Source organism: Streptomyces sp. JLYT201 (genome assembly GCF_059448825.1).
The window spans coordinates 7,293,105-7,306,817 of record NZ_CM182551.1; the positions used below are offsets into that span (position 1 = coordinate 7,293,105).

At 74.1% G+C, this 13,713-nt stretch carries 8 protein-coding genes; 7 read left to right on the forward strand and 1 reads right to left on the reverse strand.

The features are described from left to right. Positions 1-178: 178 nt before the first annotated feature. Positions 179-3,271, forward strand: coding sequence for an endo-alpha-N-acetylgalactosaminidase family protein (locus AC5WAM_RS30895; protein ID WP_495519543.1), 3,093 nt, complete (start codon positions 179-181; stop codon positions 3,269-3,271). 221 nt (positions 3,272-3,492) lie between these two features. On the opposite strand, the gene AC5WAM_RS30900 is transcribed toward AC5WAM_RS30895, so the two are convergent. Next, positions 3,493-5,244 carry a glycoside hydrolase family 35 protein gene (locus AC5WAM_RS30900; protein ID WP_495519544.1) on the reverse strand — a complete coding sequence of 584 codons (1,752 nt, stop codon included), beginning with the start codon at positions 5,242-5,244 and terminating at the stop codon, positions 3,493-3,495. Between the two features lie 158 nt (positions 5,245-5,402). On the opposite strand from AC5WAM_RS30900, the gene AC5WAM_RS30905 reads away from it, so the two are divergent. The 6 genes from AC5WAM_RS30905 (at position 5,403) to AC5WAM_RS30930 (ending at position 13,686) form a co-directional block, all read left to right on the forward strand. Continuing rightward, positions 5,403-6,302, forward strand: a complete 900-nt coding sequence (locus tag AC5WAM_RS30905) for a helix-turn-helix domain-containing protein (protein WP_366790709.1) — start codon at positions 5,403-5,405, stop codon at positions 6,300-6,302. 11 nt (positions 6,303-6,313) lie between these two features. Then, complete coding sequence (locus AC5WAM_RS30910) at positions 6,314-6,712, forward strand: chorismate mutase (RefSeq protein WP_495519545.1); 399 nt, start codon at positions 6,314-6,316, stop codon at positions 6,710-6,712. Between the two features lie 357 nt (positions 6,713-7,069). Further along, positions 7,070-9,571, forward strand: coding sequence for an aminopeptidase N (gene pepN / locus AC5WAM_RS30915; RefSeq protein WP_495519546.1), 2,502 nt, complete (start codon positions 7,070-7,072; stop codon positions 9,569-9,571). Positions 9,572-9,656: 85 nt separating this feature from the next. Then, entirely contained in the window at positions 9,657-10,595 is a 939-nt protein-coding gene (locus AC5WAM_RS30920) for an NAD(P)H-binding protein (RefSeq protein WP_366790706.1), read from the forward strand. A gap of 260 nt (positions 10,596-10,855) precedes the next feature. Continuing rightward, positions 10,856-12,244, forward strand: a complete 1,389-nt coding sequence (locus AC5WAM_RS30925) for a pyridoxal phosphate-dependent decarboxylase family protein (protein WP_495519547.1) — start codon at positions 10,856-10,858, stop codon at positions 12,242-12,244. Further along, complete coding sequence (locus AC5WAM_RS30930; protein WP_366790704.1) at positions 12,241-13,686, forward strand: lysine N(6)-hydroxylase/L-ornithine N(5)-oxygenase family protein; 1,446 nt, start codon at positions 12,241-12,243, stop codon at positions 13,684-13,686. Before AC5WAM_RS30925 ends, AC5WAM_RS30930 begins: the two co-directional genes overlap by 4 nt. Positions 13,687-13,713 lie beyond the last annotated feature (27 nt).

Here is a 13,713-nt window from a genome sequence, read left to right on the forward strand (position 1 = left end):
GCAGTTCCCCGCGCCCCTTCTGGGGCACTGCCTCCTTGGGGCGCTCCCCCTTCGGAGCGCTGCCGACGCCGAGGCCCGCGCTTAGTCCAACACCTCCCGCTCCTTTGTCCATGGGCGCCCCCCGCGCCCCCGGCGCATCGTGACCGTCACGAATTCCGTCCCACCAAGGGGTGCGTTCATGCTGCCGTCACAGCCGTCCGGGCCGAGCCGCAGAGCCGTCGTCGCCACCGGAGCACTCGCCTCACTGGGCGCCGCCGTGGGCACGCCCACGGCGCACGCCGCGCCCGCCGGGCCCGCCGCCGGTCCGCGCGCCGACGAGGCGGTGCTGCGCTCGGCCGCCCTCGACGTCCGCGTCGCCACCGCCTTCCCGCGCGTCGTGTCGTACACCGACCGCGCGAGCGGCGCCGTGCTGCACGCCCAGCCCGACCCCGTCACCACGCTCCTCATCGACGACGAGGAACACACCCCGCAGGTCACCGCGGTGACCCACGACGACCGCGCCGCCTACGCCCTCACCTTCGACGGCGGCACCCGCATCGACGTGGAGATCTCCGTCGAGGGCCGCCGGGTCCACTGGCGCGTCACCCGCATCCGGGACACCGCGGCCCTGCGCGTCGGCACCCTCCGCGTGCCCGGCCTCGCCCTGCTGTCCGTCCGCAGCGACCAGCCCGGCGCCACCCTCCTCGCCGCCCGCGTCCAGCTCGACAAGGCCAAGAGCGGCGACACCCTCGTCCGGCTCACCACGGACACCCCCGCCCAGGCCCCCACGGGCTGCGCCTACGCCGTGCTCGCGCACGACAGGCTCGGCGGCGCCGTCGAGACCAACACCGTCTACGACAAGCCCACCACCGAGACCAGCTGGGACAACGGCCGCCTGTGGCGGCAGACCCTCCGCACCGACGGCCGCACCGAAGCCCGCCTCACCCCCGGCCAGTGGACCCACCGCGCCGCCACCGCACCCGTCGACGCCACCGAGCCGCTGCCCTACGCCACCGTCGTCGTCACCGGCGACCGCAACGGCGACGGCAAGGTCGACTGGCAGGACGCCGCGATCGCCTTCCGCGACATCATGGTGAACCCCCTCGGCGCCGACGAGCAGCACCTGCGCGTCGTCCCGCACATCCCCTTCAACTTCGCCTCGCAGGCCACCAACCCCTTCCTCGCCACCCTCGACGAGGTCAAACGCATCCACCTGGCCACCGACGGCCTGCGCCAGTACACCCTCCTCAAGGGCTACCAGTCCGAGGGCCACGACTCCGCCCACCCCGACTACGCGGGCAACTACAACACCCGCGCCGGCGGCCTGGACGACCTCAACACCCTGGTCCGCGAAGGCGCCCGGTGGAACAGCGACTTCGGCGTCCACGTCAACGCCACCGAGTCCTACCCCGTCGCCCGCGCCTTCTCCGAGAAGCTCGTCGACAAGAACAACGAACAGTGGGACTGGCTCGACCAGAGCTACCGCATCGACCAGCGCCGCGACCTCGTCTCCGGCGACATCGTCGGCCGCTTCGCCGACCTGCGCCGCGAGACCCACCGCGCGCTCGACACCCTCTACATCGACGTGTTCCGCGAGTCCGGCTGGACCTCCGACCGGCTCCAGCGCGCCCTGCGCGACCAGGGCTGGACCGTCACCACCGAATGGGGCCACGGCTTCGAACGCTCGGCGGTCTGGTCCCACTGGGCCACCGAGACCGACTACGGCCCCGACACCTCACGCGGCATCAACTCCCAGCTGATCCGCTTCATCCGCCACCACCAGAAGGACGTCTTCGCCGACAAGTGGCCCACCCTCCTCGGCATCGCCCGCATGGGCAACTACGAGGGCTGGGTCGGCAAGACCGACTGGACCGCGTTCCACCGGCTGATCTGGACCCACGCGCTGCCCGCCAAATACCTCCAGGCCCACCCCATCAGAACCTGGACCGCACACGAGATCACCTTCTTCGGCGCGGGCGCCACCTCCGTGACCGACACCGGCGGCACCCGCCGCATCACCACCGACGGCCACCCCGTCTACGACGACGGCACCTATCTGCTGCCCTGGGAACCCCGCCGCGCCACCGACCCCGCGAAGCTCTACCACTACAACCCCCGCGGCGGCAGCAGCCGCTGGACCCTGCCCCGCGGCTGGGCGGGCGCCCGCACCGTGCACCTGTACCGCCTCACCGACCAGGGCCGCGTCCACGAACGCGCCCTGCCCGTACGCGCCGGGCAGATCACCGTCGACGCCCGAGCCGAACAGCCCTACGTCGTGTACCGCACCCGCCCCCGCGCCCTGCCCGACCCCGACTGGGGCCAGGGCACCCCGCTGCGCGACCCCGGCTTCCACGCGGGCACCCTGGACGCCTGGCAGGTCACCGGGCCCGCCACCGTCGTCCGCAGCGCCCTGGGCGACCACGAACTGGTCATCGCCCCCGGCGCCGCCGCCTCCGTCACCCAGCGCCTGCGCCGCCTCGCCCCCGGCTCGTACGTCGCCTCCGTACAGGTCGAAGTCGGCGAGCGTGCGGGCGAGGAGCGCACCGCGACCCTGGAGGTCCGCACCGCCGACGGCGTCACCGCCGCGAACCGCACCGCCACCTCCACCGCCGCGAACCACGTCGCCGCCGACCGCAAGCACGGCACCCGCTTCCAGCGCCTGTTCACCCCCTTCACCGTGCCCGAGGGCGGCGGCCCCGTCCGGCTCGCGCTGCGCGCCGCGGCCGGGCCGGCCCGCGTCCGCTTCGACAACGTCCGCGTCGTGCCCGCCGCCCCCGCGCCCCGCCTGCCCCGAGGCGTCCTGTGCCGCGAGGACTTCGAGCACGTGCCCCAGGGATGGGGGCCCTTCGTCAAGGGCGACGCCGGGGGAGTCACCGACCCGCGCACCCACATCGCGCAGCGGCACGCCCCGTTCACCCAGCGCGGCTGGAACGGCAAGGCCGTCGACGACGTCGTGGACGGCGGCCAGTCCCTCAAGTCCCGCGGCGAGAACGAGGGCCTCGTCTACCGCACCGTGCCGCACACCGTCCGGTTCGCCGCCGGGAAGCGCTACCGGGTCTCCTTCCGCTACGAGAACGAGACCGCGGGCCAGTACGCCTGGGTGACCGCCGTCGACACCCCCGACCCCCGCGAACTCACCCGCGAGCCCCTCCCGGTGGCCCTCACCCCCGCCACCCACACCTACGAGTTCACCGCACCCGCGCAGGGCGAGGCCTGGGTGGGCCTGCGCAAGGTCGGGGGAGACGGGAAGGCGGAATTCGTCCTGGACACGTTCGAGGTCCGCGAGGCGTAGCCCTCACGGGGCGCCCCAGGCCCGCCCCTTCCCGATCCGGAGGCTGCCGCCCCCGGGCCCCTGCTCTTTTCGGCGCTGCGCGCCTCGTCCTCAAACGCCGGACGGGCTGGATGGTGCCGCTTGCGGCTGTGTTTCAGCCCCTCCGGCGTTTGAGGAGCGGGGGTCTGGGGGCGGAGCCCCCAGGAAGCGGGAAGGGGCGGGCCTGGGGCGTCCCACGCGGGCTACCCCAGCCGCACCTCCGCCGGACCCCCCACCCCCTCCACCTCGAGCACCCACACCGCGTTCGCCCCCTCCCGCAGCACCGGCCCCGGCACGTACAGCCCCCGCTGCGGCCCCACCTCCCAGTACCGCCCGAGGCAGAAGCCGTTCACCCACACGAACCCCCGCGTCCAGCCGGGGAGTTCGAGGCGGGCGTCACCGGGGACGCCCACCTCGACGACGCCCCGGTACAGCCCCGGGCGGCCCCGCGCGGCGCCGCCCGCGAGCACGCCCCGCACCGCCGACGCCTCCTCGAACGCCCCCAGCGGCACCCCCACCGCCCGCACCCCGTGCACGTACTGCCGCTCGTGCAGCACCCCGCCCGTGAGCCCCTTCGTCTCCCCGAGCCGGGGCCCGTAGCTGACCCGCCCCAGGGACTCCACCCACAGCTCGACCCGCGCGCCCCCGGGCACCGGGGCGGGCAGGGTGGGGGAGTCCTCGGTCAGCACTCCGGCCCGCACCCCGTCGACGTACACCACGGCCCGGTCCCGAAGGCCCGGCACGCTCAGCGGATACGGCCCGCGCGGCGCGGGCAGCGTGAAGGAGTAGCGCACCAGGCCCCGGTCGACCCCCAGCTCCTCGAACGTGGGCGGCACGGCGTGCTCGGCCTCGGGCCCGCCCAGCCGCGCGGCCACCGCGTCCAGCGGAGCCCACTCGCCGAGCCGCGCCACGACGGGCGCGGCAAGGGCCGCGGGAGCGGGCGGCGGCTCGGGCAGCGGCCCCTGCGCGTACTCGGCGAGGACCTCGCGGAACAGCCAGAACTTCTCCGTGGGCCGCCCGCGCTCGTCGACGGGCGCGTCGTAGTCGTAGGACGTCACGTCCGGCTGCAGGGCCCCGTCGTGCAGCGCCCCGCCGTCCCGGTTCGCCCCCGCCCACCCGGCGAAGCTCGTCCCGCCGTGCGCCATGTACAGGTTCACCGACGCCCCGCACTCCAGGATCTCCCGCAGCGCCCCGGCCGCGTCCCGCGGCTCGCGCACGATGTGCTCCGCACCCCAGTGGTCGAACCAGCCGCACCAGAACTCCATGCACATCATCGGCCCCGCGGGCCGGTGCCGCCGCAAGCCGTCGAAGCCCTCCCGCGCCCGCGAGCCGAAGTTCACCGTCGCCAGGACACCCGGCACGCTCCCGCCCGTCAGCATGTGGTCCTCCGGCCCGTCCGACGTGCACAGCTCCGCCGTGACCCCAAGGCCGCGCAGCAGGTCCGTGAGCGCACGCAAGTACACCCCGTCCGAGCCGTAGCTGCCGTACTCGTTCTCGACCTGCACCAGGACCACGGGGCCGCCCCGGTCGTGCTGCCGCGCCACGACCTGCGGAAGCAGCCGCGCGAACCAGCTCTCCACCCGCTCCAGATAGCGCGCGTCCCGGGTGCGCACCCGCGCCCCCGGCTCCCCGGTCAGCCACGCCGGAAGCCCCCCGTTGTCCCACTCGGCACAGATGTACGGGCCCGGCCGCACGATCGCCCACAAGCCCTCGCGGTGCGCGGCGTCCAGGAACCGGCCGAGCGCCTCCACGTCGTGGAACTCCCCCGGACGCGGCTCGTGCACGTTCCACGGCACGTACGTCTCCACGCAGTTGAGGCCCATCGCCCGCAGCATCGCGAGCCGGTGCCCCCACTGCGCCTCGTGCACCCGGAAGTAGTGCAGCGCCCCGGACAGCAGCCGCACCGGCCGCCCGTCCACCTCGAAGCCGTCCTCGCCCACCCTGAACCCGTTCACCCTGTCCCCTCCCGGTCCGCTGACAGCCGCCACGATTGCCTCTGGCGGGCGGCCCGGTCCATGGACAAAGATCGAGCCCGATTGGACTAGGCGCGGCCGGACGCGAACGGACCCCTCCGGGCGCGGCCGGACACGACGGACCAGGAGGGCGGCAGCGGATGTACCACACCTGGATGCGGTACTTCACCCCGAGCCCCGTCCACCACCGCCTCGGCCTGGTGTGCCTCGGCGTCGGCCTCCAGCACGGCACCCTGCCGGCCGTCGGCCCGCGCACCCTCGACCACCACGTCGCCCTCGTCGTCAGCGCGGGCAGCGGCTGGTTCGCCGCCCCCGACGGCCGCCGCACCCCCGTCACCGCGCCCGCCCTGATCTGGCTCGTGCCCGGCGTGCCCCACCACTACGGCGCCGACCCGCACACCGGCTGGGACGAGTGCTTCGTCGACTTCGCCGGGCCCGCCACCGCCACCTACACCGAACTCGGCTACATCCAACCCGAGCGGCCCGTCGTCGCCCTGGCCGACCCCGCCGCCGCCCGCGCCGTCGTCGCCCGCGTCGCCCGCGCCGCCCGCCGCGGCAACCCCCTCCTGGAGGTCGAGACCGCCGCCGCCGTCCACGAACTCCTCGTCGCCCTGCGCCGCGCCCGCGCCGACCTCGCTCCCGACGGCGACCCCGTCCTCCAGGCCCTGGCCCGCGACGCCTTCCAGCCGCTGTCCATCGCCGAGCACGCCGCCCGGCACGGCATGACCCCCGCCGAACTGCGCACCGCCGTACGCCGCGGCGCCGGGTGCAGCCCCAAGGACTACCTCCTCGGCATCCGCCTGGGCCGCGCCAAGGAACTCCTCGCCGCCACCGAACTGCCCGTCGCCGCCGTCGCCCGCCGCGTCGGCTACGACGACCCCGCCTACTTCTCCCGGCTCTTCACCCGCCGCGTCGGCACGGCCCCGGTGCGCTTCCGCGCCCAGCAGGGCCGCGCCGTGCCCGGCGGCTGGTCACGGCAGGTCCCCGACCCGGACGACCCGCCCATGCTCACCTCCGGCGGCCCCGGCACGGCAACGTAGGCTCCCATGCCATGACCACGAACCACCCCGCCGACGCCACCGGTCCTGCCGACCCCACCGGTCCCACCGGTCCCACCGGCCCTGCCGATCCCGCCGTGCTCGCCGAGCTGAGCCGGCTGCGCGACAGCATCGACAACATCGACGCCGCGGTCGTCCACATGCTCGCCGAACGGTTCAAGTGCACCCAGCAGGTCGGCCACCTCAAGGCCAACCACCAGCTGCCCCCCGCCGACCCGGCCCGCGAGTCCCGCCAGATCGCCCGCCTGCGCGAACTGGCCGAGAACGCCAAACTGGACCCCGCCTTCGCGGAGAAGTTCCTGAACTTTATTATCGCCGAGGTCATCCGCCACCACGAGCAGATCGCCGACGGGGCCGTGACCAGCGGCGGAACCCTCCCCGAGCCTGAGTGATCCCCTCGGCGAGGAGCGGCATCCCCCGGAGGCCCTGCGCCCAGGGGGGGCGAGCAGCCCGCGGCGGCGGCGCGTCGGCCCGTTCTCCGGCTCGTGGTGCCCCGCACCCGGCCGGGCCTCGCGGTGCGCAACGCGGTCGGCCGCACGAACCGGTTCGCCCCTCGCGAAGCCGCGAACCGGTAGGCGCACAGCAGAGGCCCGCCCCGGGCGGCAGCGACGCCGCACCGAGAGCGCGGAGCCGGACGCAGCGCGACGCCGCACGAGAAGGCCCGAGCGGCGCGCACCCCCGCGAACAAGCCCCTCCCCGGCCGGACCACCCCCTGCCAGCCGCCCCGCCGCATCAGGCACCATGGCCAGATGCCCGCACTGACGCGCGCCGAAGCGCAGACCCGAGCCCAGCTCCTCGACGTCCGGCGGTACGAGATCGCCCTCGATCTCACCACCGGCGAGGACACCTTCGACTCCCGCACGGCGATCACCTTCACCGCCGCCGCGGACGGCGACACGTTCGTCGAGTTGAAGCCCGCGCACCTGCGCTCCGTCACGCTCGACGGCACCCCCCTCGACCCGGGCACCCTGACGGACAACAGGCTCCCCCTGACCGGCCTCACCGCGGGGGAGCACCGCCTCACCGTCGAGGCCGCCATGCGCTACTCCCGCACCGGCGAGGGCCTGCACCGCTTCACCGACCCCAGCGACGGCGAGACGTACGTCTACACCCAGCTCTTCCTCGACGACATCCAGCGCGTCTTCGCCGCCTTCGACCAGCCCGACCTGAAGGCCGTCTTCCAACTGGACGTCACCGCGCCCCAGAACTGGACCGTCCTCGCCAACAGCGTCACCGAGCACACCGGCGGCGGCACCTGGAAGGCCGCCCCCACACCCCCGCTGCCCACCTACCTCGTGGCCGTCGCCGCTGGTCCCTGGCACTCCGTGCGCACCGAACACCGAGGCCTGCCCTTCGGCCTCCACTGCCGCCGCTCCCTCGCCCCCCACCTCGACGCCGACGCCGACGAACTCCTCGACGTCACCCGCGCCTGCTTCGACCGCTACCACGAGAAGTTCGCCGAGCCCTACCCCTTCGACTCCTACGACCAGGCGTTCGTCCCCGAGTTCAACGCCGGCGCCATGGAGAACCCCGGCCTCGTCACCTTCCGCGACGAATTCGTCTACCGCTCCGCCGTCACCGACACCCAGCGCCAGACCCGCGCCATGGTCGTCGCCCACGAGATGGCCCACATGTGGTTCGGCGACCTGGTGACCCTCAAGTGGTGGGACGACATCTGGCTCAACGAGTCCTTCGCCGAGTACATGGGCTACCAGACCCTCACCGAAGCCAGCCGCTTCACCGACACCTGGGTCGACTTCGGCGTCGCCCGCAAGTCCTGGGGCTACGACGCCGACCAGCGCCCCTCCACCCACCCCGTCGCCCCCGCCCCCGACGCCGTGCCCGACACCGCGTCCGCGCTGCTCAACTTCGACGGCATCTCCTACGCCAAGGGCGCCAGCGCCCTGCGCCAGCTCGTCGCCTGGCTCGGCGAGAAGGACTTCCTCGCGGGCATCAACGCCCACTTCGCCCGCCACAAGTTCGCCAACGCCACCCTCGCCGACTTCATCGACAACCTCGCCTCCGCCACCGACCGCGACGTCCACGCCTGGGCCGAGGCCTGGCTGCGCACCACCGGCGTCGACACCTTCACCCCCACCGTCAGCCACAGCGGCCGCTCCTGGACCCTGCGCCTCGACCGCGACGGCAGCCGCCCCCACCGCGTCGCCGTCGGCGTCTACGACCGCGACCTCTCCGACGGCCGCCAGCTCGTCCTGCGCGAACGCTACGAGACGGACCTGCCCGAACAGTCCCCGCCCACCGCGCGCGACGGCGGCTGCCCCGCCCTCATCGTCCCCAACGACCACGACCTGACGTACGCCAAGATCCGCCTCGACCCGGTCTCCCAGGACACCGCCCTGCGCTCCCTGTCCAGCGTGCCCGACCCGCTCACCCGCGCCGTCCTGTGGAACGCGCTGCGCGACATGGTCCGCGACGGCGACCTCGAACCCGCCGTCTACCTCGACACCGCCCGCACCCACCTGCCCGCCGAGACCGACCTCGCCCTCGTCTCCGGCGTCCTCACCTTCGCGGGCACCGTCATCGCCGACCACTACACCCCCCGCGCCCGGCGGCCCGCCGCCCTCGCCACCCTCGACGCCCTGTGCCACGACATCGTCCGCCACACCGAGGACGGCTCCGACCCCGGCCTGCGCCTCATCGCCGTACGCGGCCTCATCGACGCCGCCACCCAGGCCGAGCCCCTGAACACCTGGCTCGCCCAGGGCGCCGTACCCGGCGGACCCGAACTCGACCCCGAACTGCGCTGGCGCGCCCTCGCCCGCCTCGCCGTCCTCGGCGAGGCCGACGAGGACACCATCGCCGCCGAACTGCGCCGCGACCCCAGCGCCACCGGCCAGGAAGGCGCCGCCCGCTGCCGCGCCGCCCTGCCCGACCCCGACGCCAAACGCCGCGCCTGGGACGCCATGTTCACCACCGACGACCTGTCCAACTCCCTGTTCATCGCCACCGCCCAGGGCTTCTGGCAGCCCGAACAGGACGACCTCGTACGCCCCTACCTGGCCCGCTACTTCGACGACGCCGTCGGCCTCGCCGCCCGGCGCGGCCCCGCCATCGCCGACGCCACGGGCCGCCACGCCTTCCCGTCCACCGTCGACGACGAGACGCTGCGCCTCGGCGAGGCCTGCCTCGCCCGCACCGACCTCACCCCGGCGCTGCGCCGCCGCCTCACCGACCAGCTCGACGACCTGGCCCGGGCCCTGCGCGTGCGCCGCAAGGCCGAACAGGACTGACCCGGCCGCTCGGCCTAGGACCGACGCCCTAGGCCGAACTCCGCCCTCCCGACGATCCGGAGAGCCCCTCCGGTTGCCTAGGGTCGTGCACACAGCGGACCGGGCCGACGGACCACACCCGACGGCCCGGCCCACCCGCACGCCCGAGGAGCCCACCATGATCGTCGTCAGCGGAGCCACCGGAAACGTCGGCAGCGCCCTCATCGGCCAGCTCACCGCCACCGACACCCCCGTACGCGCCCTCGTCCGCGACCCCGACCGCGACCCCGTCCGCGCCCACCTGCCCGCCGCCACCGACGTCACCCGCCTCACCGTCAGCGCCGAACCCGCCGACATGACCGCCCAGTTCGACGGCGCCGACGCCCTCTTCCTGCACGCCTCCGTCACCGGCGACCACACCGCCGCGTTCCTCGCCGCCGCCCGCACCGCAGGCGTCCAGCACGTCACCGTCCTGTCCAGCATCGCCGTCGAGGACGCACCCGACCCCGAGCACGAGTCGTTCATCCACACCTGGCACCGCGCCCTCGAACAGGACGTCCGCGACAGCGGCCTCGACTGGACCTTCCTGCGCCCCGGCGTCTTCGCCACCAACACCCTCCAGTGGGCCCGCCAGATCCACGCGGGCGACACCGTACGCGGCCCCTACGCCCGGGGCGTCCTCTCACCCATCCACGAGGCCGACATCGCCGCCGTCGCCCGCCACAGCCTCCTGGAACGCCACACCCGCGCCACCCACGTCCTCACCGGCCCCGAAGCCATCACCACCGAGGAACAGATCGCCGCCATCGCCCGCGCCATCGGCCGCCCGCTCACCTACACCGAGATACCGCCCCAGGACGTCGTCCCCGACATGTTCCCCCTCATCCCCGCCGACCTGGTCCCCGGCTTCGTCGCCTCCCTCGCCGCCACGGTCGACACGGCCCCGCCCCTGACCACCACCGTCCAAACGGTCACGGGCCGCCCGGCCCGCACGTACGCCCAGTGGGCGCAGGACCACGCGGACGACTTCCGAACGAAGAACTGAGCGCCCGCACCAGCAACCACCGAGCCCGTCCGGCGCTCGAGGACGAGGCGCGCAGCGCCGCTACGGAGCCCCGGCCCCAGAAGGAGCGGGCCGGGGCACCCCCCAAGGCCCGGCGCAGCCCCTAGCACCTCCACCCCGCGCAGACACGATTTCCCCGCACAGCCGTACCCCTTTCGGGTTCCGAAACCCCCACCCCACCGCACGCCCCACCCCCACCCACCAGGCTGGTGCCCCCGTCCGCCCACCGGAGGTCACCACCCATGCGCACCCCGCCGCCCCTCGCCGGGGGCGCCCAAGGCCCCGACGCCCTGGGGCCCCTGCTCACCGTCGCCCTGGACGCCCTCCGCGACGGCGCGACGGCCCGCGGCGGCCCCCTCCCGCCCGGCGGCCCCACCACCGTCGCCGCCCGCGTCCACGCCGCCGCCCACCCCCTGCTGCCCAGCCACGGCACCGGCGCCCACACCGCCCTGCGCACCCTCGTCCACGCCACCGCCCACGGCGCGGCCGACCCCGCCGAACCCCTCTGCGCGGCCCATCTGCACTGCCCGCCCCTCGCCCTCGCCGCAGCCGCCGACCTCGCCGCCTCCGCGCTCAACCCCTCCCTCGACTCCTGGGACCAGGCCCCCGCCGCCTCCGCCCTCGAAGCCCTCCTCACCACCACCCTCGCCACCGAAGTCCACGGCCGCGGCGACGCCCTCATCACCACCGGCGGCACCGAGTCCAACCAACTCGCCCTGCTCCTCGCCCGCGAACGCGCCACCGCCCACGGCCGCACCCTGCGCATCCTCACCGGCGCCAACGCCCACCACTCCCTGCACCGCGCCGCCTGGCTCCTCGGCCTGCCCACCCCCATCACCATCCCCACCCCCACCGGCGTCCTCGACCCCCACACCCTCGCCACCACCCTCGCCACCCACACCGCCGACGACACCGACCTCCTCGTCACCGCCACCGCCGGCACCACCGACGCCGGACTCATCGACCCCCTCGCCACCATCGCCGACCTGTGCGCCACCCACGGCGCCCGCCTCCACATCGACGCCGCCTACGGCGCCGGACTCCTCTTCAGCGACACCCACCGCGCCAAGCTCCACGGCCTCGACCGCGCCGACACCGTCACCCTCGACCTGCACAAACTCGGCTGGCAGCCCGCCGCAGCCGGCATCCTCACCGTCCGCGACCCCACCGACACCCACGCCCTCACCCACCGCGCCGACTACCTCAACGCCGACGACGACACCGAAGCAGGCCTGCCCGACCTCCTCGGCCGCTCCCTGCGCACCACCCGCCGCCCCGACGCACTCAAGATCGCCATCACCCTCAAGGCCCTCGGCCGCACCGGACTCGGCGCCCTCGTCGACCACGTCTGCGACCAGGCCCGCCACCTCGCCGACGCCATCGCCGCCCACCCCCGCTTCGACCTCTACGCCACCCCCACCATCAGCACCGTCCTCTTCCGGCCCACCCACGCCGACGACGACCACATCGCCCACATCCGCCGCACCCTCCTCACCGACGGCACCGCCGTCCTCGGCCGCGCCCAACTCGACGGCCGCCGCTGGCTCAAAGCCACCCTCCTCAACCCCCACACCACCCCCGACGACCTCACCACCCTGCTCAAGCTCGTGGAAGGAACCACCCCCCGATGACCCCGACCCGCCCACCAGGCGCCCCCGACCAGGCCACCCAGGCACCCACCACCCCCGACAACCCCCGCGACCTGGTCGGCATCGGCATCGGCCCCTTCAACCTCTCCCTCGCCGCCCTCGCCCAGCCCCTCGGCCTCGACACCGCCTTCTACGAACAGCGCCCCGCCTTCCACTGGCACCCCGGCCTCCTCATCGACGGCGCCACCCTCCAAGTCCCCTTCCTCGCCGACCTCGTGACCCTCGCCGACCCCGCGAGCCCCTGGTCATTCCTCAACTACCTCAAGACCCGCGAACGCCTCTACCCCTTCTACTTCGCCGAGCGCTTCCACATCCAGCGCGCCGAATACGACGCCTACTGCCGCTGGGTCAGCGACAACCTCCCCCAGCTCCACTACGGCCACCAGATCGACGCCGTCCGCTGGAACCCCGAACACGACCTGTTCGACGTCGACTTCACCCAACTCGACGCCGACGGCGAAGCCGAAGCACTCGGCCGCACCCACGCCAAGAACATCGTCCTCGGCATCGGCACCGCCCCCCACGTCCCCGAACCCCTCAAGCCCCTCGCCGACGCCCCCACCGTCCCCGTCATCCACGCCGCCGACTACCTCCTGCACCGCGACCGCTTCCTCACCGCCGACCACATCACCGTCATCGGCTCAGGACAGTCCGGCGCCGAAGTCTTCCTCGACCTCCTCCGCCACCGCCCCCCGGGCGCCGAAAAACTCCACTGGCTCGCCCGCACCCCCGCCTTCGCCCCCATGGAGTACTCCAAGCTCGGCCTGGAACACTTCACCCCCGACTACACCCGCTACTTCCACGCCCTGCCCGAAACCGTCCGCGACCAACTCGTCCCCGGCCAGTGGCAACTCCACAAGGGCATCGACGCCGACACCATCGCCGCCATCCACGACGAGCTCTACCAACGCACCCTCCACGGCGGCTGGCCCGACGCCGTCCTCACCCCCGGCGTCAACGTCCGCACCGCCGGACGCGTCGCCACCACCCGCGTCGAACTCCACCTCGAACACGTCGAACAAGGCACCCGCTCCCGCCTCACCACCGACGCCGTCATCCTCGCCACCGGCTACCGCGAACGCCCCCTCGACCGCCTCCTCGCCGGACTCGCCCCCTACATCCGCCGCGACTCCGCCGAACGCCCCCGCATCGACGAACACCACCGCCTCGCCCTCGACCCCTCCATCACCGGCACCATCTACGTACAGAACGCCGAACGCCACACCCACGGCGTCGGCGCCCCCGACCTCGGCCTCGCCGCCTGGCGCAGCGCCGGCATCCTCAACTCCCTCACCGGCAAAGAGCCCTACCCCCAGCCCCAACGCACCGCCTTCACCCACTTCGGGCTCCACCAGCCCACGCACCGCGCCGCCCCCCGCCCCGGCGGAGAACGACGCGGCACCCTCGTCCACCTGAAGAACTGACACCCAGGCCCGGACCCCGGACCCCGG